This is a genomic window from Sphingosinicella sp. (assembly GCF_052388015.1).
In the GTDB taxonomy this organism is placed as follows: Bacteria; Pseudomonadota; Alphaproteobacteria; order Sphingomonadales; family Sphingomonadaceae; genus Allosphingosinicella.
In genome coordinates this window covers 1-26,994 of the sequence record NZ_JBQTIN010000140.1, presented here as the reverse complement: position 1 = coordinate 26,994, position 26,994 = coordinate 1, and the positions used below count along the sequence as shown (strand labels likewise).

23 protein-coding genes and 1 tRNA gene are annotated in these 26,994 nt (G+C 66.7%); 14 read left to right on the top strand and 10 right to left on the bottom strand.

The window, feature by feature from the left end; translation table 11 throughout:
* Nucleotides 1-199, top strand: a 199-nt coding sequence (locus tag ACT4N3_RS11920; RefSeq protein WP_444855441.1) for an N-acetylmuramoyl-L-alanine amidase family protein, incomplete at its 5' end; no start/stop codon positions are given.
* A gap of 99 nt (nucleotides 200-298) precedes the next feature.
* Nucleotides 299-925 carry a PilZ domain-containing protein gene (locus ACT4N3_RS11915; RefSeq protein ID WP_444855440.1) on the top strand — a complete coding sequence of 209 codons (627 nt, stop codon included), beginning with the start codon at nucleotides 299-301 and terminating at the stop codon, nucleotides 923-925.
* 972 nt (nucleotides 926-1,897) lie between these two features.
* On the opposite strand, the gene ACT4N3_RS11910 is transcribed toward ACT4N3_RS11915, so the two are convergent.
* The 3 genes from ACT4N3_RS11910 to ACT4N3_RS11900 all read right to left on the bottom strand — a co-directional run bounded on the left by ACT4N3_RS11910 (nucleotide 1,898) and on the right by ACT4N3_RS11900 (nucleotide 3,525).
* A complete protein-coding gene (locus tag ACT4N3_RS11910) occupies nucleotides 1,898-2,101 on the bottom strand; it encodes a hypothetical protein (protein ID WP_444855439.1) in 204 nt (67 codons plus the stop codon).
* 96 nt (nucleotides 2,102-2,197) lie between these two features.
* Nucleotides 2,198-2,728, bottom strand: a complete 531-nt coding sequence (locus tag ACT4N3_RS11905) for a hypothetical protein (RefSeq protein ID WP_444855438.1) — start codon at nucleotides 2,726-2,728, stop codon at nucleotides 2,198-2,200.
* A 287-nt stretch (nucleotides 2,729-3,015) separates the two neighbouring features.
* Nucleotides 3,016-3,525, bottom strand: a complete 510-nt coding sequence (locus ACT4N3_RS11900; RefSeq protein WP_444855437.1) for a hypothetical protein — start codon at nucleotides 3,523-3,525, stop codon at nucleotides 3,016-3,018.
* Nucleotides 3,526-3,713: 188 nt separating this feature from the next.
* Between ACT4N3_RS11900 and ACT4N3_RS11895 the strand changes: the two genes are divergently transcribed.
* Genes ACT4N3_RS11895 through ACT4N3_RS11885 form a run of 3 tightly spaced genes read left to right on the top strand, consistent with a single transcriptional unit; the run spans nucleotide 3,714 to nucleotide 7,172 of the window.
* A complete protein-coding gene (locus ACT4N3_RS11895; protein WP_444855436.1) occupies nucleotides 3,714-4,598 on the top strand; it encodes a helicase HerA domain-containing protein in 885 nt (294 codons plus the stop codon).
* Nucleotides 4,567-5,922 carry a hypothetical protein gene (locus ACT4N3_RS11890; RefSeq protein WP_444855435.1) on the top strand — a complete coding sequence of 452 codons (1,356 nt, stop codon included), beginning with the start codon at nucleotides 4,567-4,569 and terminating at the stop codon, nucleotides 5,920-5,922. Before ACT4N3_RS11895 ends, ACT4N3_RS11890 begins: the two co-directional genes overlap by 32 nt.
* The gene (locus tag ACT4N3_RS11885) at nucleotides 5,919-7,172 is read left to right on the top strand and encodes a cytosine permease (protein ID WP_444855434.1); all 1,254 of its coding nucleotides are present in this window, start codon (nucleotides 5,919-5,921) and stop codon (nucleotides 7,170-7,172) included. Before ACT4N3_RS11890 ends, ACT4N3_RS11885 begins: the two co-directional genes overlap by 4 nt.
* Nucleotides 7,173-7,296: 124 nt before the next feature.
* Here ACT4N3_RS11885 and ACT4N3_RS11880 read toward each other — a convergent pair.
* The 7 genes from ACT4N3_RS11880 to ACT4N3_RS11850 form a co-directional block, all read right to left on the bottom strand.
* Nucleotides 7,297-7,370: transfer RNA gene (locus ACT4N3_RS11880), tRNA-Gly, on the bottom strand.
* Between the two features lie 37 nt (nucleotides 7,371-7,407).
* The gene (locus ACT4N3_RS11875; protein WP_444855433.1) at nucleotides 7,408-8,160 is read right to left on the bottom strand and encodes a sulfite exporter TauE/SafE family protein; all 753 of its coding nucleotides are present in this window, start codon (nucleotides 8,158-8,160) and stop codon (nucleotides 7,408-7,410) included.
* 9 nt (nucleotides 8,161-8,169) lie between these two features.
* The gene (locus tag ACT4N3_RS11870) at nucleotides 8,170-9,459 is read right to left on the bottom strand and encodes an MFS transporter (protein ID WP_444855432.1); all 1,290 of its coding nucleotides are present in this window, start codon (nucleotides 9,457-9,459) and stop codon (nucleotides 8,170-8,172) included.
* Nucleotides 9,460-9,472: 13 nt separating this feature from the next.
* Nucleotides 9,473-10,270: a 2-keto-4-pentenoate hydratase gene (locus ACT4N3_RS11865; protein WP_444855431.1), complete on the bottom strand. Its 798-nt coding sequence runs from the start codon at nucleotides 10,268-10,270 to the stop codon at nucleotides 9,473-9,475.
* An 86-nt stretch (nucleotides 10,271-10,356) separates the two neighbouring features.
* Nucleotides 10,357-10,971, bottom strand: coding sequence for a bifunctional 4-hydroxy-2-oxoglutarate aldolase/2-dehydro-3-deoxy-phosphogluconate aldolase (gene eda / locus ACT4N3_RS11860; protein ID WP_444855430.1), 615 nt, complete (start codon nucleotides 10,969-10,971; stop codon nucleotides 10,357-10,359).
* Nucleotides 10,964-12,328, bottom strand: a complete 1,365-nt coding sequence (locus ACT4N3_RS11855) for a mannitol dehydrogenase family protein (RefSeq protein ID WP_444855429.1) — start codon at nucleotides 12,326-12,328, stop codon at nucleotides 10,964-10,966. Before ACT4N3_RS11855 ends, eda begins: the two co-directional genes overlap by 8 nt.
* On the bottom strand, nucleotides 12,325-13,824 hold the full coding sequence (locus tag ACT4N3_RS11850; protein WP_444855428.1) for a UxaA family hydrolase: 1,500 nt from the start codon (nucleotides 13,822-13,824) through the stop codon (nucleotides 12,325-12,327). The genes ACT4N3_RS11855 and ACT4N3_RS11850 overlap by 4 nt, the downstream gene beginning before the upstream one ends.
* Before the next feature lie 393 nt (nucleotides 13,825-14,217).
* On the opposite strand from ACT4N3_RS11850, the gene ACT4N3_RS11845 reads away from it, so the two are divergent.
* The 9 genes from ACT4N3_RS11845 to ACT4N3_RS11805 form a co-directional block, all read left to right on the top strand.
* Complete coding sequence (locus ACT4N3_RS11845) at nucleotides 14,218-15,246, top strand: LacI family DNA-binding transcriptional regulator (RefSeq protein WP_444855427.1); 1,029 nt, start codon at nucleotides 14,218-14,220, stop codon at nucleotides 15,244-15,246.
* A 51-nt stretch (nucleotides 15,247-15,297) separates the two neighbouring features.
* A complete protein-coding gene (gene uxaC, locus ACT4N3_RS11840) occupies nucleotides 15,298-16,740 on the top strand; it encodes a glucuronate isomerase (RefSeq protein ID WP_444855426.1) in 1,443 nt (480 codons plus the stop codon).
* 9 nt (nucleotides 16,741-16,749) lie between these two features.
* Nucleotides 16,750-17,592 (top strand): 5-dehydro-4-deoxy-D-glucuronate isomerase, encoded by an 843-nt coding sequence (kduI, locus tag ACT4N3_RS11835; RefSeq protein WP_444855425.1) that lies wholly within the window; start codon nucleotides 16,750-16,752, stop codon nucleotides 17,590-17,592.
* Nucleotides 17,589-18,347: a 2-dehydro-3-deoxy-D-gluconate 5-dehydrogenase KduD gene (kduD, locus tag ACT4N3_RS11830; RefSeq protein WP_444855424.1), complete on the top strand. Its 759-nt coding sequence runs from the start codon at nucleotides 17,589-17,591 to the stop codon at nucleotides 18,345-18,347. Before kduI ends, kduD begins: the two co-directional genes overlap by 4 nt.
* Nucleotides 18,344-19,357, top strand: a complete 1,014-nt coding sequence (locus ACT4N3_RS11825; protein ID WP_444855423.1) for a sugar kinase — start codon at nucleotides 18,344-18,346, stop codon at nucleotides 19,355-19,357. Before kduD ends, ACT4N3_RS11825 begins: the two co-directional genes overlap by 4 nt.
* A 5-nt stretch (nucleotides 19,358-19,362) precedes the next feature.
* Nucleotides 19,363-20,835, top strand: a complete 1,473-nt coding sequence (locus ACT4N3_RS11820; protein WP_444855442.1) for a carboxylesterase/lipase family protein — start codon at nucleotides 19,363-19,365, stop codon at nucleotides 20,833-20,835.
* 308 nt (nucleotides 20,836-21,143) lie between these two features.
* Entirely contained in the window at nucleotides 21,144-24,101 is a 2,958-nt protein-coding gene (locus ACT4N3_RS11815; RefSeq protein WP_444855422.1) for a TonB-dependent receptor, read from the top strand.
* A 10-nt stretch (nucleotides 24,102-24,111) separates the two neighbouring features.
* A complete protein-coding gene (locus ACT4N3_RS11810; protein WP_444855421.1) occupies nucleotides 24,112-25,452 on the top strand; it encodes a pectate lyase family protein in 1,341 nt (446 codons plus the stop codon).
* On the top strand, nucleotides 25,449-26,994 hold a 1,546-nt coding region (locus ACT4N3_RS11805; protein ID WP_444855420.1), incomplete at its 3' end, for a pectate lyase. The genes ACT4N3_RS11810 and ACT4N3_RS11805, both read left to right, overlap by 4 nt.

The window sequence follows — 26,994 nt, the reverse complement described above, 5'->3', positions numbered from 1 at the left end:
GGTCTGGCATCGCTTCGCCGCCTTCATCGTGCTGAAGGCGCCCGATATCCCCTCGATCCTGTTCGAGGCGGGTTATCTCTCCAACCTCCAGGACGCGGCCGACCTCCAGTCGCCGGCCGGGCGGCAGCGCATCGCCGAAGGCATGCGCCGGGCCATCGAGGCGCATTTCGCGCGGCGGTTCCTAACTCGCGCCGGCTGAACGGCCCGCATATCCCGAAGGCGGCGGTAAGCACTTCCTAAAGGCCTTGTCATGCAAAACGCCCTTGGGAGCAAGTTGCGTGGCTGCGGGGGCGAAGTAATGTTGGCTGGAGAGCAGGTCGTGGAAACCAGCTACTCTTTTTCGACCCAGGCGCCGGGACCGCCCGAACGGCGGACCCAGGAACGCCACGTCAAGATCCTCCGGGTCGGCGTGTTCGTCGTCGAAGGACGACGTGAGCTCTGCCTCATTCGCAACATCTCGGCCGGTGGCTTGATGGCCCATGTCTACAGCCCGGTTAAGGTCGGGCAGCAGGTCATTGTCGAGCTGAAGACGCATGAGCGGATCCCGGCCCGGATCGCCTGGGTGCGCGACAGCAATGCCGGCGTCGCCTTCGACGCGCCGGTCGACATCGAGGCTCTGCTTGCCAATCCGGTGACCCTCGACAATGGCTGGCGCGCGCGCAGCCCGCGGATCGAGGTCGATCGGGCCGCGACCATCCGGGTCGATGGCGTCCCGAGCCTGGCACGCATCCGCGACATCTCGCAGAGCGGCGCGAAGATCGAGACCGCCGCGACGCTCGTCATCGACGGCGACGTGGTGATCACCCCCGAGGGCTTTCGCCCGATCGGCGCCGTCGCGCGCTGGCAGGAGGGCGATCGCGCGGGAATCGTCTTCAACGAGGTGATCCGCCTCAACGAGCTGATCGCCTGGATCAAGAGCGCCTAGAGCAGGATGAGCAGCTGGAGCGGGTGAAGGGAATCGAACCCTCGTCGTAAGCTTGGAAGACAGAATCCCCGGCTGCTCATGCCGGCCATGCCGTTTCAAATTCGGCTTATTTCTCTGATTTTCTGGCAGCCGACCTTCTCATGCCGGCCAAGCATTCTGGCTCTTACTCATACCAATGTGGAGCCAGGAAAGAGCCAGGTTTCAGCCGCCCACCTGATCAAAAGGACGCCGAACGCGATAACACCAGACCCGCCGACGACGATCATTGTCCAGAACAATACCCGCTCGCCCGTCCCAAGCGGCCTGTCGTGGGGATCCGGAAACGCCATAGCCAAATGGCTACTCCGCCCAGCCTACGCGACAATCGGAGAGATTCTGTTGTGCCGAAACGATGCGGCTAGAGTCGATGGTTAGCCCCCAACGCCCGCAAATGGGAGGGCTCGTCCGCATGGGGGTGGAAAGCAAGCATTAGCGTTGGGCGAATGCGCAGCGGAGCAAAAGCTATCGATGAGTGAGGTTAGCGCTCATCGAGGTCGACTTCGCCCACCTCGACGACCATCCCCCAATGCTGCTGACCCTTGAGCACGCGCATCCGCACACCCTGCACCCGCGCGCGATGACCCGTAGCCATGCCCAATTGCTGGGCCGTCGAAAGCCTCGATGGATAAAGGAGGACGGTCTGGGGATTGTTACCGCCTGATTCTTCCCTCAGGCATAGCGGCTCGATTAGCTCCAAGACCTGCGCCAGGTCGGCCTCGTTTTCAAGGCCGGCAGGACGCGGTAGTCTCGGCGAACCAGGGACCGGCTGTAGTCGCACTATGCCGACCAAGCTGACGCGGTCGCCAATGGCAGGCATGTTCACGCATGCGTATGCACTCGCCTCAGAAGCAGCTGCAACGAGGAGCGGTCCAAGTATCATCTTAACACGCGAGGTTCCAAGCTCGGATGCCCCGCAATGGGTCGAAAGTGGACCTAAGTCCGCTCTTCTTCCATAGCGCCTCGTAACCATACCACCGCCAGAGAGCCCACTACAAAGCCAATCAGCAGAAAAGTCGGGGGAATGGGTGCTCTTCCGTCGATCATCGCATGAAGACCGGTCAGGGCGAGATAGACGAGCACCATCAGTAGCACGTTGCTTAACGAGCGGCGGAAGCGCCTCGGAATAGGATTGCGCATGCTATTCATCCCTTCTCACCTACTCTTGCACTCGTGCAGAATGTCCGCAACGGGTCGAAGGTGGCCCGGCCCGAATAGGTAGAAAGCGGACGCTGCTCAAATCGCCTCCAACGCCAGCAGGAGAGATACCGCGAATCCGTTCTGCAGGGCGTGGATCGCAAATGCCATTCCAAACCCCCTCAGTACACTGCCCTGGCGCCACGTCACGAATGCCGTGGAGAAGATCAAGAACGACCAGGACATCGCGATGCCCCAACGGACGGCGACTGATCCGTGGATAACGCCCCAAAGAAGGGCGCTGACGACGACCGCTGGACCAGGTCCGACAACCCTTTGCCCAATCATCAGCAACACCCCCAGCAGCGCGGTCTCAACAATTGGCCCGATCACCACAACGCCGAGGACGACGGCTATGCGAGAGATATCACGGTCCGGTGCCGACGCTGTCAGCGGAAATAGGAGCATCAACGCTGCCACGATGAGGATTGCGGGAACGGTCGCGAGAAGCGCAGCACGCCAGATGTAACGAAACGGGTTGTCATCCAGCTCGAAGGCGAAGGCAGGCAGGAACGCCAAATACGCCGGCACCGGGTAGTGGTCGATATTGGTGGACGTGTTCTGCGACATGATCGCCTGAATGGCCGCCCTCGAAGACATACACAATGGGCGGTCACGCTCGGGCCGGTCTGAGTGGACGGCAGTACGCTACTTCTTCGCCAATCGCTCCTCAGGTAAAAGCCGGCGCCGAAACGATTCGAGAGATGAACACGGGACGCAGGCGTTCGCGTGCAACGAGCGAACCTGAAGACGAGCCACGCCCCAGTATTTGTGACAGTTGCGTGTCAGGCAAAAGTCCACTGCTAGCGTGGGGTTGGCTTAGAATCCGACGCACAAGTTTCACTTCAAAATCTACCTCAAGATTCGTGATATGAAATCTGACGTAGGTCATGTTTTCCGGCTTGACAGCCGCCCGCATGCACTGCTTGTTTCGCGTCTCTCAGGGGCAGCGTAAACTCCAAGGAATTGTTTTGCAGGAACCGCAGAGCGCGCTGTTTCGCAGCGAAGTGCTCGAATTTCGGAAAACACGGGTCGATGGTGAGATCATTCTCAGGCAGCCGGCGCGCACGCATTACATAGTAGGCGCGATTGTATTGATCGTCGCGCTTCTTAGCGCCTGGATTGCGCTCGGTACCTATTCTCGAACTGAGACCGCAAAAGGAATTCTGGCGACGCAGGCGGCGTCGGCCAAGATCGTCGCGATCCGGCCGGGGCAGGTTGTCGAGCTTTTCGTCCGTGAAGGGGATATTGTCCGGGCCGGCCAGCGCCTCGCAATGATCCGAACTGAACAGACGGACGAAGCAGGGACCAGCGCCATTGGCGAGAGCCTTGTCGCCATTGATCGGCAACGCCAGCTGGCTGAGCAACAAGTCGGCCTCGTCGGCCAGCGCGTGTCCAGTGACCGGGCACGTCTTCAAGCGACGCTGTCGGGGCTTGAGCAACAGCGAGCGGACCTGTCCCGCTCTGCCGAGCCTCGGGCCGGGAGCCCGACGACGAGAAGAGCCGGAGGCCGCTCGTCTTCCCGACCAGAAGCGAGCTGCCGCTGGATGAGCTCGTGCGGGCCTATCTGGCCGACACGCCCTTCCACGACCTGTTCCTGACCCCCGTACCTCTGAAGCTCACGCACGAAGAGCGCTTCAACCATATGCACGTCCTAGGCGGGACCGGAGCAGGCAAGACGACGCTCATCGAGAATTTGATCCACCACGACCTCCTGTCCGACGATCCGCCGTCCCTCGTCGTGATCGACCCGCATGGCGACCTGATCCGCAAGCTCGTTCGGGCCGATCTTGGCATTCCCGACCGGCTCGTCATCATCGACCCGCGCGACGTCCAATATCCGCCGGCGCTCAACGTGTTCGCGATCAACTGGGAACGGCTCGGCAGCTATGACGAGGCAACCCGTGAGCAGGTGACCGCCGGCGTGATCGAGACGTTCGATTACCTCTTCTCGGGGCTATTGGGTGCCGACCTCACCGCCAAGCAAGGCGTGTTCTTCCGTTATGTCGCCCGGCTCATGCTCGCCTTGCCCGACGCTCTTGGACGCAACGCCACGATCCTCGACATGCTCGCGCTCATGTCCGACGCCGAGCCCTATCGCGAGGCGATCCAGTCCCTGCCCGACATCCCGCGTGAGTTCTTCGTCTGCGATTTTCATTCGAAAACTTTCGCCCAGACCAAGGACCAGATCCGCTACCGGCTCCAGGCGATCCTCGAGAACCCGACCCTCGCCCTATGTCGCGCTCGACCTCGAGCAGAAGGAACGGCTATTCAGCCTCTTCTCGCCGGCGATTGGTCATCCCGAGCTTATGTCCGGCTATTGCATCGAGGCCGCCAAGGCCAATCCCGAGATTTTCTTGGGACCGATCGCCCGACACCTCTTCCCCGAGATAGCGCACAATCCGCTCATGTCCGATCTCGATCTCGATTTCCTCGCTGAATCGATCCGCATCGCCGCCAACGAGCTTCACCATCGCAAGCTTGCGGACGCCCGGCTGGTCGCCATTGTCGACGATCACTTCACTCACGTCGCCCGGTCAGCGCGCACCGAAAAAGCGAGCGCGGTTCGCGCGGCCGTTCTCAAGGGACTTTCCTGTTCATCGCTGCCGTCGGTCTTCATCCGCAATTTCGAGGCCGCATTCTGGGACGCCTATCCGCAGACGAATGCGGCCCTCAGTCGCAGCCCTGGGCGAAGCGGGCTTCGCGACTGGCTGCACGGCCGCGTTCCCTGCCCCAAGCTCGACCATAATGTCGGACTCGGCCTCAACAGCATTCCTTATGGCGAGGCTGGACTGTTCCGGCTGCTTTCGATCATCCTTCTCGTCGGCTGGGGGTTCCGGCTCAACATCGTTTATGACGATTATAGCGAAGTAGGGGCTTCGCTGACCGAAGGGAGTCTCAGCCTCGCGGTCCATAACAGTTCTCTGCTCCGCCAGTTGAAGCTCGGCGCAGACCGTCCGCTCCCGGTGCTCGCCTCACCGCCGTTGCTCACGTTCAGAAATTACGATGTCCTTGCGAGCCAAGCGGCGCTCCGCGCGTGCCTCGGCGATGCTGGGCTGGGCGAAGATGCGCGGGCGGTCGCGGCCAGACTTCTCGAGGGAGGCATGCTGGATCCGGCCGCGGCCGACGGCGAGGCCGCGGTCGCGTTGATCAGGCGGCATGGTATTTATTTCCTGAAGAACACCGACACCCAGGACGTCGCGCTGACGGCGACTGGCGCTCGGCTCGAGGATTTCAACGACGACGAGGACTATGTCGTCTCGACGATCAATCCCGACGAAGGGCTCGAGCGCTTGCTAGACGGGCGGGTGATCCTTTATTTCGGCGGCGCCATCCAGAGCAACTATGCGCTCAAGAATTGCGCCAACCGCGCCTCATTGGCGGGACGAGTCGAACGGGCAACCCAGTTGCAATTCTATATCGCCGAGGCGGCTTATGCCGACCCGGGCCGCAAACAGACCTACGATTTCATCTTGCGCGCCTGGAATGTGACCAAGGAGGTTTGGAAGGCCCTGCGCGACGAGCGCCATGTTCCCAGACAATGGACCGATGCCCGACGCGCGTTGCGGGACGAGATCATGATCGAAGTCAATCGGCCGCAGGACATGCCCAACGGCTTCGTTTCCTCGTTCGACGACTTGTTTGACCTAATCAAAGAACATGACATCATTCATGATATGCCCGACCAAGCCCATTTCGATGTGCCCCTCGATCCGACCGCGTCGCCATTGGTCGATCTTTCGGAGGTGCGAAAAGCGCTATGAACTGGCTCATCCCGCACGAAGACTATTCGAGCGCGCCGGTCCCGGCCGAGGCGCGCGTGGCCTGGTGGCGGATCATGGCGGTCTGGGCGGGATTCATCATCGTCGTCGGCGTGATGGCGATCGGCGGCGCCATGGCGCCGGGAATGACCTTCCGCGAGGTGCTGCTCGCAGTCTTGCTCGGCAATCTCATCCTCGGCGCGCTGGCCGCGCTCAGCGGCTATGTCGCCGCGGGCTCTGGCCTCTCGTTCGCGCAGCTGATCGAGGCCGCCTTTCCTGGTGTCTCCGCGCGGATCGTCGCGCTATACACACCGCTCACTCTCATCTGCTGGTACGCGATCGAATGTGCAATCTTCGGCAATCTGATCGCTGACATCTTTCTGCTGGAGGAAACCGGACGACGACTCGCAATGGCGGCGGCCGCCCTCTTCTTCGCGACCTCAAGCTATATCGGCTTTCGAGCCATCCAATGGGTGAGCGTAACCTTCATACCGATAGTCATTCTGCTCGCCATCTACGCTCTTTCGGCGACGGTCGCGGGAGGCACACAGGGCTTCGCCTTCGCGCCCGCGCCGATGCCGTTTGAGACCGGCCTTGGTCTCGTTATCGGTTCCTGGGCGCTCGGTGTCGTCGCCGCTTATCCAGATATCGCGCGTTTCGCGCGGTCGCGGAAGGCGGGCGTAATGGTCGGCTTCTTTGGCATCGTCTTCTTTAATTCGCTCTGCCTGCTGATCGGAGCAGTCGGCGCTGCGGTCGCGCAGCAGGCCGATCCCGCGATGATCTTGCTCGCCGCCGGCACGCCCGCGCTCGCCTTTATCTTTGCGATCGGGAATATCTGGACCACCAATGACGCGAACCTCTATTCGGCATCGCTCGGCGCGGCCCGCACCTTCAACATCAACCGCCGCACCGCGCTCCTCCTTTGCGCAGCGCTCGGGCTGGCGGTCGCTTTGGCCAACCCGTCGCGGATCCAGTTCCTGTTTCCCTTCGTCCTGTTCCTGGGGATGACCGCACCGGCGCTCGGCGGCGTGGTGCTGGGGGGCATCTTTGGCGCCAGCAGAACGGGCGTACCGCACAAAGCCCCGTGCCCGCCTGGCTCGGATGGATCGCTGGTGCCACGGCAAGCTACTGGATACCGGGCGCGCTCTCGGTGCCGGTGGGGTTCGTCATTGGTTTTATGGTGTGGCTCATCATTGCAAGATCGCTTGAACGCCCCGCCGCCGCCACTGACGCTTAACGCGCGTGCAGTTTGAGGCGCATGCTGAACCTATCGCGACCAATCTCAGCATAGGGCCGATCACCTAGATATACGACGAATGCGAAGGAGCCAAAATAGAGCCAATTCAGTGACAAGAGAATCTATCTTACTGAAAATGTTGGAGCGGGTGAAGGGAATCGAACCCTCGTCGTAAGCTTGGAAGGCTTCTGCTCTGCCATTGAGCTACACCCGCAACGCTCCGGCCCGATGGCATGGGCCGGCCGGTCCGGTCAACCGACGACGCCGTCCCACAGCAGCTTCGCCCCCGCGACGACCATCAGCAGGTAGATGATCGTGTAGAAGCGATCCATCGAGATGCGCCGGACGAGGACCACGCCGGCGAGGCTCCCGGCCACCGCGAACGGCAGCAGCGCCAGCGTGACCAGCGCATTGTCCCGCGTGAACTGGCCGAGCGCGACGTAAGCCGGCACCTTGATCCAGTTCAGCGCCGCGAAGAAGATCGCCGTCGTGCCGATCAGCACGTCGCGCGCCAGCCGGCGCGGCATCACCCACATCTGGAAAGGCGGCCCGCCGGCATGGGCGATCTGGCTGGTGAAGCCGGTCGCGACCCCGAACAGCGCCCCGACCCAGGCCGGCGAGTCCGACGCTGCGGCGATCCGCCCGCCGCGCTCGACCCAGAGCCGGTAAAGCCCGAACAGCACCGAGATCGCGCCGACCGCGACCAGCACCGCGCGCGACGAGACCGAGGCGGCGAACCACCAGCCGAGCGCGACGCCGGCCACCGCGCCGGGCAGCATGATCGCCAGCACCTTTTTGTCCCAGGTGCGGCGGAAGGCGGCGACGGAGACGACATCCTGCACGATCAGGATCGGCAGCAGGATGCCGGCCGCCCGCACCGGGTCCATGGCCAAAGCGAACAGCGGCAGGCCGAGCGCGCCGGCGCCCGAAAAGCCGCCCTTGGCGAGCCCGACGAGCAGGACGGCCGGGATGGCGAGCAGCCAGAAACCGGGATCCTGCGGCACCGGGCCGCTCTAGTCCTCGATGCAGACCCGTTCCAGCCGCGGCGTCAGCAGGTGGACGATGGCCAAAGCGACGAAATAGGCGCTGCCGGCGACGATGAAGATCGGCGTGTAGGTGCCGATCTGGTCGAGGACGTAGCCCGTATAAAGGCTGAAGATCATCCCGCCGACCGCGCCCACCGTGCCGCCGATGCCGATCACGCTGCCCACCGCGCTGCGCGGAAACAGGTCGGACGGCAGGGTATAGAGGTTGGCCGAGAACGCCTGATGCGCCGCCGTCGCGACGCCGATCACCAGCACCGCCAGCCACAGATTGTCGTAGCTCTGGGCGAAGAAGATCGGCGTCACCGCGACGGCGCAGATCAGCATCGTCATCTTGCGCGCATAGTTCACGCTCCTGCCCATCTTGATCCAGCGCGACGAGGCCCAGCCGCCGGCCACCGAGCCGACGTCCGAGAGCAGGTAGATCGCGACCAGAGGCGGCCCGAACTGGAGAATGTTGAGCTGGTAGCGGGTGGCGAGATAGCCGGGCAGCCAGAACAGGAAGAACCACCAGATCGGATCGATGCAGAACTTGCCGAGCGCATAGGCCCAGGTCTCGCGCTTGGTCGCGATCCGGCTCCAGGGAAGCGGCGTCACCGGATCGACCGGGTCCTGCTGGATATGGGCGAGCTCGGCCGGCGAGACCCGTTTATGCTCCTCGGGCTTGCGGTACATCGCCAGCCAGAAGAACACCCAGACGAAGGTGGCGACGCCGGTGATGACGAAGGCGGCGCGCCAGCCATAAGCGATGACCAGGAACGGCACGACCAAAGGCGTGACGATCGCGCCGATATTGGCGCCGGCGTTGAAGATGCCGATCGCGAAGGCGCGCTCCTTCACCGGGAACCATTCGGTGACCGCCTTGATGCCGGCCGGGAAGTTGCCCGCCTCGCCGATGCCGAGCCCGAAGCGGACCATCGCGAACTGGGTGACGCTATGGACGCCGCCATGGGCGATATGCGCCAGCGTCCAGATCACGAAGGCGATTGCGTAGCCCATCCTGGCGCCGATGATGTCGACGATCCGGCCGAAGCCGATATAGCCGATCGCATAAGCGGTCTGGAACCAGAAGACGATGTTGGCGAAGTCGAGCTCGGACCAGCCGAGGTCCGCCATCAGGGTCGGCTTCAGCACGCCGATCATCTGCCGGTCGACATAATTGATGACGGTCGCGGCGAAGAGCAGGCCGACGATGATCCAGCGGTAATGGCCGACCCGCGCCGCCGCCTGCGTCACCGTGGCATTCGCCTGGTCCGTCATCCGCTTGCTCCGTTCATTCGGGCCGCGCCGCCACCAGGGTGCAGCTGACGCTCAAACCGTCGCGGAACCGCGCCTCGACCCGCTGGCCCGGCCGGGCGGGATGGACTCCGGTGACCGCGCCCGACGAAATCCACTGGCCGGGCTTCAACGCGATCGCCCGGTGCGCCATCAGCTCGAACAGGAAGCGCGCGGCGCCGATCGCGCCGTCGGGAAAGGCGGCGGCGCGCCCCGTCCCGACCACCGCGCCGTCGATCCTGGTCACGACTTCCCAAGCCTCGAAACCGCTGTCGCGCCAGTCGCCGATGGCCGCGCCGATCACCATGCCATTGTTGTTGCCGAAGTCGGAGATCACGGCGATCGGGCCGATCTCGTTGATCGATCCCAAAGGTGAGCTCGCGACCTCGATCCCGACATGGACGGCGTCGATCAGGTCGGCCGCCTCGTCGAGACTATAGTCCATCTTCCCGGCCGGCGGCGGCGCGCCGATCCTGAGCAGGAACTCCGCTTCACCGGCCGCGAAGCCGTCGGCGAAGACCGGCATTTCCACCGCGGCGCCATTCGCGGACGCGTTTTCAGCGGCGAAGATCGGGCCGGTCAGCCGGTCGGCGCCGAAGCGATCGATGAGGTGCGGGGGAACGCGGCCCACCTTCCAGCCGATCACCGGCCGCGCCCAGCGCGCGATCGCCTCGTCCTGGATCGCATAGGCATCGTCGAGCGTCGCCGGCAGCGCGCCCGGATAGTCGTCCAGCCCCTCGGCGGCGCGCCGCGCGTCGAGGAAGCGGCCGGCGATGCGCCCGATCTCGGCGGTCAATTCAGGCTCCCCGTTCTTTTGCCGCAGGGCTAATGGAAACCGGTGTCATTGGCAACTCGCTTTCTGCGCGAACAGGCACCGTCGGGTTAGCGGAGCGCTGCCGCGGCGCGCGCGCGGGCGACAATCGTGGCGCGATCGAACGGCACGCCTTGCGGCACCAGCCAGCTGCCGCCGACGCAGCTCACCGCTGGCACAGCGAGCCATTCGGCCGCATTGTCGGCGCTGATCCCGCCGGTCGGACAGAAGCGCATCTCGCCGAAAATCGCCGCCAGCCCGCGCAGCGCCGGCAGGCCGCCCGACGCCGTAGCGGGGAAGAATTTGAGCCGCGAAAAGCCATGGTCGCGCGCCCGCATCACCTCGGAAGCGGTCGCGACTCCCGGCAGGAACGGAAGGCCGGAATCGATCGCCGCGACGGCCAGCCGGTCGGTCAGGCCCGGGCTGACGATGAACGCCGCCCCCGCCTCCCGCGCGGCATTGAGCTGGTCGGGATCGAGCACCGTGCCCGCGCCGACGATCGCGCCACGCACCTGCTTCATCGCCCGGATCGCGTCGAGCGCGGCCGGGGTTCGGAGCGTTACCTCCAGCACCGGCAACCCGCCCCCGACCAATGCCTCGGCGATCGGCACCGCCGCCTCCAGCCGCTCGATCACCAGCACCGGAATGACGGGCGCGGCGGTCAGGATTGCATCGATGTCACGCATGCACCGTCTCCTGCAGCGCCACGAGGCTGTCGCGCAAGCTCTCGCGGAACGGCGTGTCGCAGGCCAGCGGCGCGGGAAAGATCTGGCGAACGCCCAGTAACGCCTCGATCAGGGCCGCGTCGGAATCGCTCGCTTGCGCGATCTGCGCCAGCCGCTCGCCCAACGGATCGACGATCTTGGCGCCGCGCCGCGCCTGCCGCTCCACGAACCGCATCCAGCCCGCCACGGCGAGCGCCAATCGCGCGAACGGCCGCCCCGCCGCGCGCGCCTCGGCGATCGTGTCGAGCAGCCGATAGGGCAGCTTCTGCGACCCATCCCAGGCGATCTGCGCCAGCTGATGCCCGATCGCGGGGTTGCGGAAACGACGCAGCGTCTGCGCCGCATAGTCGTCCAGGTCGATGTCTGTCCGGCCGCGCAGCATCGGCGCGATCTCCTCGCCGATCATCGCCGCGACCGTCGCCGCCAGCCAGGGATCGGCCATCGCCTCGGCGACCGTCGCATGGCCGCGCAGCAACCCGAGATAGGCGAGCGTCGAATGGGCGCCGTTGAGAATCCGCAGCTTCGCGCGCTCATGCGCCGCGACGTCGCCGGTCAGGATCGCTCCCGCTCCCGCCAGGTCCGGGCCGCCGGCGGGCAGCGCGTCCTCGATCGCCCAGGCGGCGAACGCCTCGCGCGCCACCGGAATCGCGTCGTCGAAGCCGGTCGCTTCGCGCACCTCGCGGCGCAGGGCGTCGGTCGTGGCCGGTGTGATCGAATCGACCATCGTGTCCGGAAAACGCGCCTCGCCTTCGATCCAGCGGGCCAGCTCCGGATCGGCCCGCGCCGCGAAGACGCGCGCCGCCGCCGCGAGCTTCCTTCCGTTGCCGGCCATATTGTCGCAGCACAGGGTCGCGAAGGGCGGCAGCCTCGCCGCGCGGCGGTCGGCGAGGCCCAGCGCCAGCCAGCCGGTCAGGCTGCGTGGCTGATCCGGAGTCTCAAGATCCTGGACGATATCCGGATGATCGAAATCGAGCGTGCCATCACCGGTCAGGCAATAGCCCTTCTCGGTCACGGTCGAGGTGACGATCCGCACCGCCGGATCGGCGAGCCGTCGTCGCACCGCCGCCGCGTCCGCCGGATCGAGCGCCTCGCGATGCGCGGCAAGCGTCCGGTAGCTCCGCGTCTCGTCGAGGACGGCGAGCGTGTAGCGGCCCTGCTGTCGCCGTAGCGCCTCGACGGTTCCGCCCGAACGCAGCGACACCGCGGCGATTCCCCAGCGCGGATCGTCGTCGAGCAATCGATCGATGTAATCCGCCTGATGCGCGCGGTGGAATGCGCCGGGGCCGAAATGCACGATCCCGGTCGCCGTCGCCTTCACAGGGTAACCCCCCGCTTCCAGATCGCGATGTCGCGCTCGCCATTGCGCTCGGCGGCGGTCGCCTGGCCCGAAGCCACGGCCAGGACGCGCTCGGTCAGCGCGTCGGTCGCATCGTCGAAGCCCTCGGCGAGCACCCGCCCCGCGTCGAAATCGATCCAGCCGGGCTTGGCAGCGGCGAGCGCGCTGTTGGTCGCGATCTTGATCGTCGGCGCGGGAAAGCCGAGCGGCGTGCCGCGCCCGGTCGTGAACAGGATGATCGTCGCGCCCGCCGCCGCCAGCGCGGTCGAGGACACCGCGTCATTCCCTGGCGCTTCGAGCAGCGAAAGCCCCGCGCGGCGGACCCGTTCACCATAGCCCAGCACGTCGGCCACCGGCGCCCGCCCGGCCTTCTGCACCGCGCCGAGCGACTTCTCTTCCAGGGTGGTGATGCCGCCCTCGATATTCCCCGGCGACGGGTTTTCCGAGACCGCCTGGCCGTGGTCGAGGAAGTAGCGCTTGAAGCCGTTCACCAGCCCGACGATCCGGTCGAACACCTGATGGTCGCGCGCCCGCGCCGTCAGCAGACGCTCGGCGCCGAAAATCTCCGGAATCTCGGTCAGGATCGCCGCGCCGCCGCTGCCGACGACCCGGTCCGCGATCCGGCCGACCAGCGGATTGGCGGTGAGACCCGAAAGCCCGTCCGAGCCGCCGCACTTCAGCCCGATGACGAGATCGGACAGCGACGCCGGCTCGCGCCGGTGAAGCGCGGCCGTCGCGACCAGCGCATCGACATGGGCCAACCCCACCGCGACCTCGTCGCCCTCGCCCTGCGCCTTCGACGTCCGCACCCGCCCGCGCAATGCTTCCGGAATCTCGGCGATCAGCGCATCGCGCTGGTTCGACTCGCAGCCGAGGCCGAGGATGAGCACACCGCCGCCGCTGGGATGGCAGGCCAGGGCCGCCAGCAGCTTGCGCGTCCCCTCCAGATCCTCGCCGAGCTGGGAGCAGCCATGCGGATGGCCGAAGGCATAGACGCCATCGACAGACTTCGCATGCCGGGCATGGGCGATCGCCGCGATCTTTTGCGCCGTGCGCGCGACGCAGCCCACGGTCGGCAGGATCCAGATTTCGTTGCGCGTGCCGACGCGACCGTCCGGCCGGCGATAACCCATGAAGCGCGCCGCCTCGTCGCGCGGCAGGGTCACCGCCGGCGCGGGCGAATAGTCATACCCTTCCACCCCGGTCAGCAGGGTGACGAGATTATGGCTGTGGACATGGTCGCCAGCCGCGACCGGCGCCGTCAGCCGCCCGATCGGCGAGCCATATTTGCGCACCTCCGCACCCGCCGGCAGCGCCCGCAACGCCACCTTGTGGCCGCGCGGAATCGCCTCGGCGATTTCCACGTCCAGCCGCTCGCCCGCGTCGAGCGGCCGCAGCGCCACGGCGACGTCGTCGTCGGGATGGAGCGTCAGGAGGCCGGGCGCCTCGATCGCGGCTTCAGGTTCGGCTTGCAGCATTTGGTAACCGGTGTCATCCTTAAGCCGCCGCGGCGCGTCCGGCAAGCCGGCGAAGCTGGCGGCGGAAGCGCAAGCGGTCTAGGCTCGGACTATGGGAGCGAGGGACTTGGCCGAACGGGAAGAGACGCCGCGCGCGGTAAGGGTGAGTGCTCATATCCCGCAATGGCCGGGATCGCCCGGAGAAGGCCGCCGGATAGGAGGGCGGTGCGGGCCGGGCTGGTGGCCCGGACAAGCCGGCCGACGCAGCCGGCGGCCTTCTCCGGGCGACCGCGAAGCGGCGGGCGGCTTTTGCGCCAGGGCCGCGTCGCTCGTCGGTCACGATGCGTCAGCATCGCTCCGCTCCTCGCTCCTTGCCCTGACCCAAAATCCACTCCGTCACGGCCGTTGCCGGATATGAGTACTCACCCTAAGCCGACCATCAACGATGTCGCGCGGCTCGCCGGCGTGTCCAAGAAAACGGTCAGCCGGGTGATCAACCGCTCGCCTCTGCTCAACGCGGAAACCCGCCAGCGCGTCGAGAAGGTCATCCGCGAGCTCGGCTATACCCCCAACCCCCAGGCGCGCGCGCTTGCGCTCGGCCGCAATTTCCTGATCGGCCTCATCCACGACAACCCGAATGCCCAGATGGTGCTCAACGTCCAGCAGGGCATCCTGGAAGCGCTGGCGGGCACCGAGTTCGAGATGGTCGTGCGTCCCGTCGATCGCACTTCGGCGATGATGCTCGACGACGTGCGCGCCTTCCTGGAGCGGCAGCGGCTGTTCGGCGTCGTCGTGCTGCCGCCGATCAGCGAGAATGACGCGCTCGCAAGGCTCTGCGGGGAGGTCGGTTGCCGCTACGTGCGGATGGGCTCGGCCGAGCTCGACGACCCCGCCCATATGGTCGCGTCCAACGACCGCGAGGCGGTGCGCGGCGCCACCGAGCACCTCATCCAGCAGGGCCATCGGCTGATCGGCCTGATCGAGGGGCCGGACGGCTTCCGCTCCGCGCGCGAGCGGCGGCTCGGTTTCGAGGACGCGCTGGCGGCGGCCGGCCTCAAGCTGCCGCGCAGCCTGATCGCGCGCGGCAATTACACGTTCGAGACCGGCGTCACCGGCGCCAACCGGCTGCTCGACCTTTCCCCGCGCCCGACGGCGATCTTCGCCAGCAATGACGAGATGGCGGCCGGCGTCGTCTTCGCGGCGCGCGAGCGGGGCATCGCCGTTCCCGAGGAATTGTCGGTGATCGGCTTCGACGACACGCCGATCGCCGCCCATATCTGGCCGCCGCTGACCACGGTGCGCTGGCCGATCGTCTCGATGGCCCGCTCCGCCGCCCGCAAGCTGTTCGGCGACATCGTCGGCGAAGCCCGAGAGGCCAATGAACCGACCATGCTCCCCTCGACCCTGGTCAAGCGCGGCTCGGTCGCGCCGCCCGCCGCGTGAGACGCTTGCCCTCGCCGTTGACACCGGTTACCAAAGGAGCGGGAGACGAGAATGCCGAGGCCGCTCCAGCTTCATCCTGACCGGCTGCTGCCGGCCGATCCGGGCACGCGCGCCATCGCCCGTGCGCTCTACGAAACGGTGCGCGACTTGCCGATCGTCAGCCCGCATGGCCATACCGATCCCGCCTGGTTCGCGACCGACGAGCACTGGATCGACGCGACCAGCCTGCTGCTTGCGCCCGATCATTATCTCTACCGCATGCTCTACAGCCAGGGCGTCGACCTCGACGCGCTGGCGATCCCTTCGCGCGCGGGCGTCCCCGCCACCGACCCGCGTGCCGCCTGGCGGCTGTTCGCCGGCCACTATCCTCTGTTCCGCGGCACCCCGTCGCGCATCTGGCTCGATCATGTCTTCTCGGACCTGTTCGGCATCGAGGTCGCGCTCGAGGCCGCCACCGCCGATCTCTATTTCGATACGATCGGCGACAGGCTCGCGACCGACGCCTTCCGCCCCCGCGCCTTGTTCGATCGTTTCCGGATCGAATTCCTCGCCACCACCGAGGGCGCGCAGGACGATCTCGGCCACCATCATGCGATCCGCCGGTCCGGCTGGCGCGGCCGGGTCGTCACCACCTATCGGCCGGACGGCGTGATCGACGCCGAGCATGAAGCCTTCGCGCCCGCCATGGCGCGCTTCGCCGAGCTGACCGGCGAGGACGTCCATAGCTGGTCCGGCTATCTCGCCGCGCATCGCAAGCGCCGCGCCGACTTCCGCGCCGCCGGCGCCACCGCGACCGATCACGGCCACCCGACCGCCGCCACCGCCGATCTCTCGCCGCGCGAGGCCGAGGCCCTGTTCGCCCGCATCGCCGGCGGCGACTGGACTCCCGCCGAGGCCGAGCTGTTCCGCGCCCAGATGCTGACCGAAATGGCGCGGATGAGCGTCGAGGACGGGATGGTGATGCAGATCCATCCCGGCGCCTTTCGCAACCACAATGCCGGCCTGTTCGCCAGCCACGGCCGCGACAAGGGCGCCGACGTGCCCACCCGCACCGATTATGTCCACGCGCTGAAGCCGCTGCTCGACCGCTTCGGCAACGAGCGCGACCTCAATATCATCCTCTTCACCCTCGACGAAAGCGCCTATGCGCGCGAGCTGGCGCCACTCGCCGGCCATTATCCCTGCCTCAGGCTCGGACCCGCCTGGTGGTTCCACGACTCGCCCGAGGGCATGCGCCGCTTCCGCGAGATGACGACCGAGACCGCCGGCTTCGCCAACACGGTCGGCTCCAACGACGACACCCGCGCTTTCCTCTCGATTCCCGCCCGGCACGACGTCGCCCGGCGGGTCGACAGCGCCGTCCTCGCCCGCCTGGTCGCCGAGCACCGCCTCGCCGACTGGGAGGCGGCCGAGCTGGCGCAGGAGCTGACCAGCGGACTGGTGCGCCGCGCCTACAAGATCGACGACCCGCAATTCGCCGCCCAGGCGGCTTAGGAGACACGCATGTTCGACCGGACTTATTACGCCACCCACCCGGACATGATGGAGTGCGTCTCCAACGAGGAGCTGCGCGACCGCTACCTGATCCAGGACCTGCTTCGCGACGGCGAGTGCGTGCTCAACTACACTCATGCCGACCGCTTCGTGATCGGCGGCGTCGCCGTGGCCGGCGCGCCGGTCAAGCTGCCCGAGCAGGCCGAACCGGCCTCGGCGGCCGGCCATCCGTTTCTCGAACGCCGCGAGCTGGCGATCGTGAATGTCGGCAAGGTGGACGGCACGGTGACAGTCGATGGCGAAGCTTTCGCGCTCGGCAACAAGGACTGCCTCTACGTCGGGATGGGCGCGAAGGACGTTGCCTTCTCGGGCGCGGGCGCGCGCTTCTACCTCGCCTCCTGCCCGGCGCACCAAGCCTTCGCCACCCGCAAGCTCTCGATCGCCGACGCCAATGCGCTGGAGCGCGGAAGCCTCGAAGAATCCAACGAGCGGACGATCTACCAGCTCGTCATCCCCGGAATCTGCGACAGCGCCCAGCTTGTCATGGGCCTGACCGTGCTGAAGCCGGGCAGCGTCTGGAACACGATGCCGCCGCACATCCATGAGCGGCGCAGCGAGATCTATTTCTATTTCGAGCTCGACGATCTCGACAAGGATCGCGTCTTCCACTTCATGGGCGAAGGCGAGGCGACCCGGCACCTGGTGGTCAAGAATGAGGAAGCGGTGATCTCTCCGGTCTGGTCGATCCACATGGGCTCTGGCACCAGGGCCTATGCCTTCATCTGGGCGATGGCGGGCGAGAATCAGGACTATACCGACATGAACGTCCTCGACATCTGCCAGCTGCAATGACCACCAATCCCTTCGATCTCTCCGGCAAGGTCGCGCTCGTCACCGGCGCCAATACCGGCATCGGCCAGGCGATCGCGCTCGCGCTGGCTGCGGCGGGCGCCGACCTCGCTTTAGCCGGCCGCACCGCCGCGGCGGAAACGGCGGACGGTGTACGCGAACTCGGCCGCCGCGTCGCGATCATCGCTGCCGATCTGTCGAGCGCCGAGCCGGTCGGCGAGGTCGTCGACGCGGCGGTTGCCGCGTTCGGCACGCTCGACATCCTGGTCAACAATGCCGGCACCATCCGCCGCGCCGACGCGGTCGCTTATAGCGAGGCCGATTGGGACGCGGTGATCGACACCAATCTGAAGAGCCTGTTCTTCCTCTGTCAGGCGGCGGGGCGCCGGATGATCGCCGACGGCCGGGGCAAGATCGTCAACATCGCCTCGATGCTGAGCTTCCAGGGCGGCATCCGTGTACCGGCCTACACCGCCTCGAAAAGCGCCGTCGCCGGCCTTACCAGGGCGCTGGCCAATGAATGGGCCGCCAAGGGCGTCAACGTGAACGCGATCGCGCCCGGCTATATCGCCACCAACAACACCGCCGCGCTGCAGGCGGACGAGACCCGCAACCGCCAGATCCTCGAACGCATTCCCGCCAGCCGCTGGGGCGCGCCGGGCGATATCGGCGGCGCGGCGGTGTTCCTCGCCTCGGCGGCGTCCGATTATGTCAACGGCCATATCCTCGCCGTCGACGGCGGCTGGCTCGCGCGGTGACAGGCGGCCGGATCGTCTGCTTCGGCGAGCTGCTGCTCCGCCTCGCCGCTCCGGGGCGCGAGCTGCTGCTGCAGAGCGGACGGCTCGACGTGCATGTCGGCGGCGCCGAGGCGAATGTCGCGGTTGGCCTGGCGCGGCTCGGTCATGACGTGGCGATGGTGAGCCGCGTCCCCGCCAACCCGCTCGGCGAGGCCGCGACCGGCCATTTGCGCCGCCACGGCGTGGACACTCCGGCTGTGGCCGCAGGCGAAGGGCGGATGGGCCTCTACTTCCTGTCCCCCGGCGCCGGTCCGCGTCCCGCCGACATCCTCTACGATCGCGAGGGCAGCGCCTTTGTCCACACCGGCCCTGATGATTACCACTGGGAGGCGCTGCTCGACGGCGCCGGGCTACTGCACGTCTCCGGCATCACTCCCGCGCTCGGCGACGGACCCGCCGCTGCCACGCTCGCGGCGATGCGGACGGCCAGGTCCCGCGGCGCGACCGTATCGTTCGACGGCAATTATCGCGCGCAGCTCTGGGCCAAACGGGGCGGCGATCCGCGCGAAGTCCTTACGGAGATCGTCGCCGAAGCCGACATCTTCTTTGGCAATCATCGCGACATCTCGTTGTTGATCGGCCGCACTTTCACAGGTGACGGCGAGGCGCGGCGGCGCGAGGCGGCCGAGGCCGCCTTCGCCGCCTTCCCGAACCTCAGCATGATCGCCTCGACGGCGCGCCACGTCGTCGACGCCGACACCCATCGCCTCGCCGCGCGCGTCGACGAACGCGACGGCGCTGCGCAAACTCAGGAGGTCGCCATCGCCGGCATCGTCGACCGGATCGGCGCCGGCGACGCCTTCGCGGCCGGCGTGCTGCACGCCTTGCGCACCGGCCTCGATCGGGAAGGCGCTGCACGATCCGGCCTGGCCCTCGCCTGTCTGAAGCACAGCCTGCCCGGCGATGCGAGCCTGTTCGGCCAGCGCGATATTGACGCATTCCTGGCAGGCGAGATGGACGTGCGTCGGTGATCGGACTGAGCCGCCGCGCCTTCATCGGGGCGGCGGCCGGCTTCGCCGCCGCACCGGCTTGGGCGACCCGCACGCCAGTCGTCGAAACCGGCGCCGGTCGAGTGCGCGGCACGATCGAAGACGGTGTCGCTCGCTTTCTCGGCGTCCGCTACGGCCACGCCGCCCGCTTCCAGGCCGCCGCGCCGCCCCCGCCGACGCGCGGAACGATCGATGCGTTCGCTTTCGGACCCTCCTCGCCTCAATCCGGACTCAACGATCTGACGAAGAGCGAGGATTGCCTGTTCCTCAACATCTGGACGCCCGCCGCCGACCGCCGCGCGCGGCTGCCGGTCATGGTCTATTTCCATGGCGGCGCCTATTCGTCGGGCACGGCCAGCAGCCCTTTGCTCGACGGACGTCATCTCGCCGCGCACGGCGCCGTCATCGTCACCGTCCAGCACCGGCTCAACGCCTTCGGCTATCTCTATCTCGCCCGGCTCGATCCGCGCTTTCCCGACAGCGGCAATGCCGGTCAGCTCGATCTCATCCTCGCCTTGCAATGGGTGCGCGACAATATCGCGGCCTTCGGCGGCGATCCCGCCCGGGTCACGGTCTTCGGCCAGTCGGGCGGCGGCGCCAAGATCGCGACCTTGATGGGCACGCCCGCCGCCGCCGGCCTCTTCCACCGCGCGGCGACGATGAGCGGCCAGCAAGTGACCGTCTCCGGCCCCCTCAACGCCACCCGCCGCGCCCGCGCGTACCTCGATCGACTCGGCAGTGCCTCGATCGACACCTTGCTCGCCCTGCCCGCCGAGCGGCTCGTCGAGGGCCTGGCCGCGACCGACCCGATCCTCGGCGGTTCGGTCTATTTCGGCCCGGTGCTCGACATGACATGGCTGACCCGCCACCCCTTCTGGCCGGACGCCAATCCGCAGTCGAACGCCATTCCGCTGGTTCTCGGCAACACGCATGACGAAACGCGCGCCTTCTACGCGCCCGATCATCGTCTGATCGCCGGCCTCGACTGGAGCAATGTCGCCGACCGGATCGGGCCGGAGCTCAGGATCGACGTCCATCCCGAATGGGTCGTCGCCGAATATCGCCGCCTGTTCCCGGATTACAGCGCCGAGCAGGTCTTCTTCGCCGCGACGACCGCCGGCCGCAGCTGGCGCGCCCAGCTGATCGAGGCCGAGGAACGCGCCCGCGCCGGCGCTCCGGCCTTCGTCTATCAGCTCGATTTTCCGCGCCCGGCCCCGCACGCGGCCGACATTCCCCTGGTCTTCGGCACCTTCGCCGATCCGGCGGCGCGTGCCGTGAGCGAGGCGATGATGACCGCCTTCCTGTGCTTCGCGCAAACCGGCGATCCCGGTTGGCCGGCCTACGCGCTGCCGCAGCGCCGGACGATGCTGTTCGATCTGCCGCCACGTCTGGAGGACGATCCCCGCCGCGCGGAACGCGAGCTCTTCGCCCGGATTCCCTACCTTCAGCCGGGCACATGAGGCGATGATTGTGGCGGCGATGCCACGCCCGTCCCTGATCGAAACGGGCCCGCGGCGATCGGTCTTGACAGGCCAGCACAAGCCGATCAAAGTCCTATGACACCGGTTACTTCAACGGGACAGCCGGGAAGGACGACTGCGAAAACGCGGCGTCAGGGAAAAGGGGAGGAAGGACCGTTCACGGTCCGGTCGACATCCCACAGCCCTGCCGCACGAGCCGCGCAGCCGTATTTTCCGGCCCGGTTTAGACACCGGTGTCATGAAGAGGCGCGCTCACCCGTGCGCCGGTTGGGAAGGGACCGAACATGATGTCGACGCCGGATCTCGCCTCGCGCAAGCGCTTCCTTATCCGGATAGCCGCCGCGGCCTCGACGCTGGCGCTCACCACGGCGCCCCGGATGGCGCACGCGCAGGCCGGCATACAGCCGACAGCGGCGCAGGACGACGACACGATCGTTGTCACCGGCTTTCGCCAGTCGCTGACCGCCGCGCTCGGCGCCCGCCGCGCCGACAACGGTATCGTCGATGTCATCGTCGCCGAGGATATCGCCGACTTCCCGGACCAGAACTTGGCCGAGTCGCTGCAGCGAATCTCGGGCGTGTCGATCGACCGCGATGCCGGCGAAGGCCGCTCGATCACCGTCCGCGGCCTGGGCGGCGATTTCACCCGCGTCCGTCTCAACCAGCTCGAGGCGCTGACGACGACCGGCGGCACCGACAGCTCGGGCGGCAACAACCGCAGCCGCACCTTCGACTTCAACGTCTTCGCCTCGGAGCTGTTCAACCGGCTGACGGTGCGCAAGAGCAGCTCGGCCGAGGTGGATGAGGGCTCGCTGGGCGCGACCGTCGACCTGCAAACGGCGCGCCCGTTCGACTATTCGGGCTTCGTCGTCTCGGCGAGCGCTCAAGCGGGTTACAACGACCTCTCCCGGACCTGGGATCCGCGCGGCGCCTTCCTGATCTCGAACACCTTCGCCGACGGCCGTTTCGGCATCCTCGCCTCGGTCTCCTACAGCGAGCGCTCGCTGTTCGAGGAGGGCTTCAGCTCGGTCCGTTGGGACGCCGGCAACAGCGTCGGCGGGTTTTGCTCGCCGGTTGGCTTCGTCCCGCTCAACCCGGCGACGACCGCGACCAATTGCGGCGCCAATTCCAACATTCCCGGCTTCAACGCTCCGGCCCGTCCGGCCAACACGGCGACCAACAATACCGAATATGCCGAGGCTTCTGTCGCCGGCAACGTCCATCCGCGCCTGCCGCGCTACGGCCGGCTGACCCACGATCAGCAGCGGCTCGGCATCACGCTCGCGGTCCAGGCCGAACCTTGGGAAGGCGCGCGGATGACCGCCGACGTGCTCTACGCCAATCTCCGCGCCACGCGACAGGAGGATTTCCTCGAGGCTATCTCGTTCAGCCGTACGGCGGCGCAGGGCGGCAAGCCGCAGACCAGCGTCGTCAACGTCGAATATGACGCGAACGGCAATCTGCTGTTCGGCACCTTCAACGGCGTCGACATCCGCTCCGAGCAACGCTTCGACGAGCTCGAGACCAACTTCTGGCAATATCAGTTCCAGTGGGACCAGCAGGTCGCCGACAATTTGCGCTTCTCCTGGCTGGCCGGCCATTCGACCTCGCGGTTCCGCAATCCGTTCCAGACCACGACCACCCTGGATATCGCCAACGTCAACGGCTATTCGATCGACTTCCGCAACAGCCGCGGCCAGCCGACGATCACCTATCCGTTCGACGTCACCAGCACGACCGGCGGCTTCAGCATCATCGGTACGCCGCCCGGCGTCACGCCGAGCAACATCACGGCTTCCGAAATCCGCATTCGTCCGCAGGGCACGGACAATGATTTCACCACCTTCCGCGGCGATCTGGCGTGGGACATCGTTCGCGACCGGCTGACGCTGAAAGCAGGCGGCTTCTTCCGCGACTATGATTTCGAGACGTTCGAGTTCCGCCGCGTCAACCAGAACGACACGATTCTGGCCCTACAGCCCGGGACCCCGCTGAGCTCGATCACGACCGTCCTCACCGGCTTCGGCCGCGGACTCAATCTCGGTGGCAGCCCGACCAGCTGGTTGGTTCCCAATCTCACCGCGATCGCGAACCTCTACAACATCTATTGCAACTGCCTGCAATCCGGCAACGCCGGGGGTCCGGGCGACTTCACCTTGTCCAGCATCACCAACGGCAATGCGCGCGGTAACAATCGCGCGGTGACCGAGGAAAGCTATGGCGGCTACGTCCAACTGGACTTCCGCACCGACTTGTTCGGTCGGCCGCTGCGCGGCAATATCGGCCTGCGCTACGTTCAAACCAGCATCGAGGCTGCGGGCTATCAGGCGCTCGGCGGCGGCACGCTGACGATCGTCAACCGCAGCTACGATGACTGGCTGCCGTCGTTCAACCTGGCCTATGACGTCACCAACAATTTCGTTGTCCGGCTTGCCGGCGCGCGGGTGATGTCCCGGCCGCAGCTCGGCAATCTCTCGCCGGGCGGGACGATCAACACCACCGGCCAGCTGACGATCACCAGCGGCAATCCGCAGCTCGATCCGTTCCGCGCCTGGACGCTGGATGCGAGCCTGGAATGGTATTTCGCGCCTGAATCGGTCCTGTCGGTCGGCTTGTTCTACAAGGATATCGGCACCTTCATCCAGACGCTGAGGACCGAGCTCCCGTTCAACGCGACCGGCCTGCCGTTGGCTCTGCTGCCGGCCAACTTCACCGGCAACGAATTGTTCCTGGTGACCGCGCCGATCAACACGTCCGGCGGTCCGCTCAAGGGTTTCGAGATCAACTTCCAGGCGCCGTTTCGCTTCCTGCCGGGACCGCTACGCAATCTGGGCGCGATCCTCAACTTCACCTACGTCGAATCGGAAATCGCATACGTCACTTCGGCGACCAGCGGGTTGTTGATCACCGACGACCTCGTGAACCTCTCACCGCGCAGCTGGAACGCGACGCTCTATTACGATGACGGCCGGTTCAGCGTGCGCGGCTCGGTCTCCTATCGCAGCGACTATCTCCAGCGCGTCCCGGCGCAGAATGTGATCAACGATGTCGAGGGCAAGAATTCGACGCTGAATGTCGATGCCTCGGCCTCGTTCCGGATCAACGATCATCTCACGCTGACCGCGGAGGCGATCAACCTCACCGACGAGTTCAACGATCAGTTCGTCGATCGCAACCGCAACAGCCCATCGGTCGTCCACCACACCGGGCGGCAATTCTACATCGGTGCGCGCGTCCGCTTCTAGCAGGATGCCCATGAAGGAGGAGCGCCGGGGGGCGGCGCTCCTCCTTTTTTTCGGCCTGTCATTGGCGACGCCGGCGAGCGCGGAGACACTCGCCTTTCCCGGCGCCGAGGGCGCGGGGCGCCTCGCGGCCGGTGGGCGTGGCGGCGCGGTGCTTCGCGTGACCAATCTCGCCGACAGCGGCCCCGGCAGCCTGCGCGCCGCGGTCGAGGCGCATGGGCCCCGCACGATCATCTTCGACGTCGACGGGACGATCCGTCTCGCCTCTGACCTGGTGATCCGCGAGCCGCGCATCACCATCGCCGGCCAGAGTGCGCCGGGCGGCGGCATCGCGCTCGCCGACGCCACCCTCATCGTCCGCGCCGACGACGTCGTGATCCGTCACCTGCGCGTCCGCCGCGGTGGCCGCGCGCCTGGCGAGGGTGATTCGATCTGGATCGAGCGCGGCCGACGGATCATCCTCGATCATGTCTCGGCGAGCTGGTCGATCGACGAGACCCTGTCGGCCTCGTCGCGCTACCCGAACGGCGACGGTTACTACGATCTCACCGTGCAATGGTCGATCATCGCCGAGTCGCTCCGCCGCTCCCACCACAGCGAGGGCGAGCATGGCTACGGTAGCCTGATCCGCGGCGGCCATGGCGCGCGCGTCAGTTTCCACCACAATCTCTGGGCGCACCATGTCGCCCGCATGCCGCGCCCCGGCAATTACAACGGGCCCGAGGTCGATTCTCAAGGCCCGCTGATGGAGTTCCGCTCCAACCTATTCTACAATTGGGGCCGCGGCTTCGCCGGCTATGACGAGGACGAGGCGGCTCGGATTAGCTACGCCTTCATCGACAATGCCTATATTTCCGGCCCGGACAGCGGCGGCCAGCTCGCCTTTCGCGAGCGCAACCGCTTGGCCCGCGCCTGGTTCGCCGGCAACAGCATGAACGGCGTCATCCCGGCCGATCCCTGGTCGCTGGTGACCGGCACCATTCCGGAAGGCTACCGCCTCCCCTCCCCGCCCGATATCGCCCCCGTCGCGTCCGATCCCGCGCCTTCGGCCTATGAGCGCGTTCTCGCCCACGCCGGCGCCTGGCCCCGCGACAGCGCCGACGCGCGCGTCGCCGCCAGCGTCCGCACCCGCTCCGGACGCCATGTCGACAGCCAGCAGGAAGTCGGCGGCTGGCCGGAGCTCGCCGCTGGCCGCCCCGCGCCCGACCGCGACGGCGATGGCATGCCGGACGCCTGGGAACGTGCGCACGCCCTCGATCCCGCCCGTCCCGACGGTAACGCGGATCGCGATGGCGACGGCATGACAAATCTGGAAGACTGGCTCGCCGTCCGGGCGATGGAGGTGACGAGATGAGATTCGACCGCCTGTTCGCGCTGGCCCTGATGCTTCTTCTGAACCCCGCCGCCGGCGCGCAGAGTCGCGACGAGATCACCGGCACGATGCGCCGCGCGACCGCGTTCATGGTGGAGCGGGTCGCGACCAATGGCGGCTATGTCTGGGCCTATCTCCCGGACATGTCGCGCCGCTGGGGCGAGATCGAAGCACGGCGGAGCATGATCTGGGTCCAGCCGCCCGGCACAGCGACGATGGGCCACATCTTCCTCGACGCCTATCACGCCACCGGCGACGATTATTATTACCGGGCTGCCCAGGCCGCCACCGACGCTTTGGTTCGCGGCCAGCACCGCTCCGGCGGCTGGCATTATTTCATCGACTTTGCCGGCCCCGCCTCGATCCGTGAATGGTACCGGACGATCGGCCGCAATGCCTGGCGGATGGAAGAGTTCATCCATTACGCCGACAATGCCACCTTCGACGACGCCGGCACCGCCGAGGCGATGCAACTGCTGCTGCGCATATATCTGGAACGGCGCGACCGGCGCTATCGCGCGCCGCTCGATCGGGCGATCGATTTCGTCCTCAACAGCCAATATCCGAACGGCGGCTGGCCGCAACGCTGGCCGCACATGCGCGATTATCCCGCCTATGCGCGTTACATCACGTTCAACGACGACGTCGCGCAGGAGAATATCCGCTTCCTGCTCGCCGTCTATCAGTCGCTCGGCGAGACGCGGGTGCGCCCGGCGATCCTGCGCGCCGGCGAGGTCTTCCTCGCCACCCAGCAGCCGATGCCCCAGCCCGGCTGGAGCCTTCAGCACACGCTCGATCTCCGCCCCGCCGGCGCGCGGACCTACGAGCCGCTCTCGCTCGCCACCCACACCACCGCCGCCAACCTCCGGATGATGCTGCAATTCTACCGGCTGACCGGCGATCGCCGCTATCTCGCCCGCATCCCCGAGGCGATCGACTGGCTGGAATCGCTGCGCCTGCCGCCCGATCCGGCCCGTGGCGGCCGCGATTTCCCGACCTTCATCGAGCTCGGCACCAACCGCGCCCGCTACGTTCACCGCCGCGGCTCGAACGTCGTCAACGGCGAATATTATTGGGATTACAGCCCGGTCGCGACGCTCGGCCATTACGGCGCCTGGCGCGCGATCGACATCGCCGCGCTGCGCCGCGCTTATGACCGGGCGATCGAAATCCCGCCGGAGGAAGCGCGCCGCCGCTCGCCGCTCGCTTCGCCCGGCCTTGCGCCGCTGCCGCGTTTCTACGTCACCAGCCTCGACGCCGGCTCGGACCTCAACGCCCAGGCCGCCGCCAATCCGGCCGCGGCGGTCCGCACCCTCAATGCCGAAGGCTGGTGGCCGACGCCGCTGCGGGCGACCAGCAACCCCTATATCGGCCCCGGACCGCGCACCCCGCCGCCAGGCGATTTCCGCACCACCCATGTCGGCGATTCGAGCGACACCTCGCCCTACCGCACCGACCGGCCGGTGATCGGCATCTCGACCGCCACCTATATCGCCAACATGGTGATGCTGATCGAGGTGCTGA

Coding starts and splice junctions, on each gene's coding strand:
- ACT4N3_RS11915 (WP_444855440.1), top strand. CDS start 299: ATGTTGGCTGGAGAGCAGGTCGTGGAAACCAGCTACTCTTTTTCGACC.
- ACT4N3_RS11910 (WP_444855439.1), bottom strand. CDS start 2,101: ATGCGCAATCCTATTCCGAGGCGCTTCCGCCGCTCGTTAAGCAACGTG.
- ACT4N3_RS11905 (WP_444855438.1), bottom strand. CDS start 2,728: ATGTCGCAGAACACGTCCACCAATATCGACCACTACCCGGTGCCGGCG.
- ACT4N3_RS11890 (WP_444855435.1), top strand. CDS start 4,567: ATGTCCGATCTCGATCTCGATTTCCTCGCTGAATCGATCCGCATCGCC.
- ACT4N3_RS11885 (WP_444855434.1), top strand. CDS start 5,919: ATGAACTGGCTCATCCCGCACGAAGACTATTCGAGCGCGCCGGTCCCG.
- ACT4N3_RS11870 (WP_444855432.1), bottom strand. CDS start 9,459: ATGACGGACCAGGCGAATGCCACGGTGACGCAGGCGGCGGCGCGGGTC.
- eda (WP_444855430.1), bottom strand. CDS start 10,971: ATGCGTGACATCGATGCAATCCTGACCGCCGCGCCCGTCATTCCGGTG.
- ACT4N3_RS11850 (WP_444855428.1), bottom strand. CDS start 13,824: ATGCTGCAAGCCGAACCTGAAGCCGCGATCGAGGCGCCCGGCCTCCTG.
- ACT4N3_RS11845 (WP_444855427.1), top strand. CDS start 14,218: ATGAGTACTCACCCTAAGCCGACCATCAACGATGTCGCGCGGCTCGCC.
- uxaC (WP_444855426.1), top strand. CDS start 15,298: ATGCCGAGGCCGCTCCAGCTTCATCCTGACCGGCTGCTGCCGGCCGAT.
- kduI (WP_444855425.1), top strand. CDS start 16,750: ATGTTCGACCGGACTTATTACGCCACCCACCCGGACATGATGGAGTGC.
- kduD (WP_444855424.1), top strand. CDS start 17,589: ATGACCACCAATCCCTTCGATCTCTCCGGCAAGGTCGCGCTCGTCACC.
- ACT4N3_RS11815 (WP_444855422.1), top strand. CDS start 21,144: ATGTCGACGCCGGATCTCGCCTCGCGCAAGCGCTTCCTTATCCGGATA.
- ACT4N3_RS11810 (WP_444855421.1), top strand. CDS start 24,112: ATGAAGGAGGAGCGCCGGGGGGCGGCGCTCCTCCTTTTTTTCGGCCTG.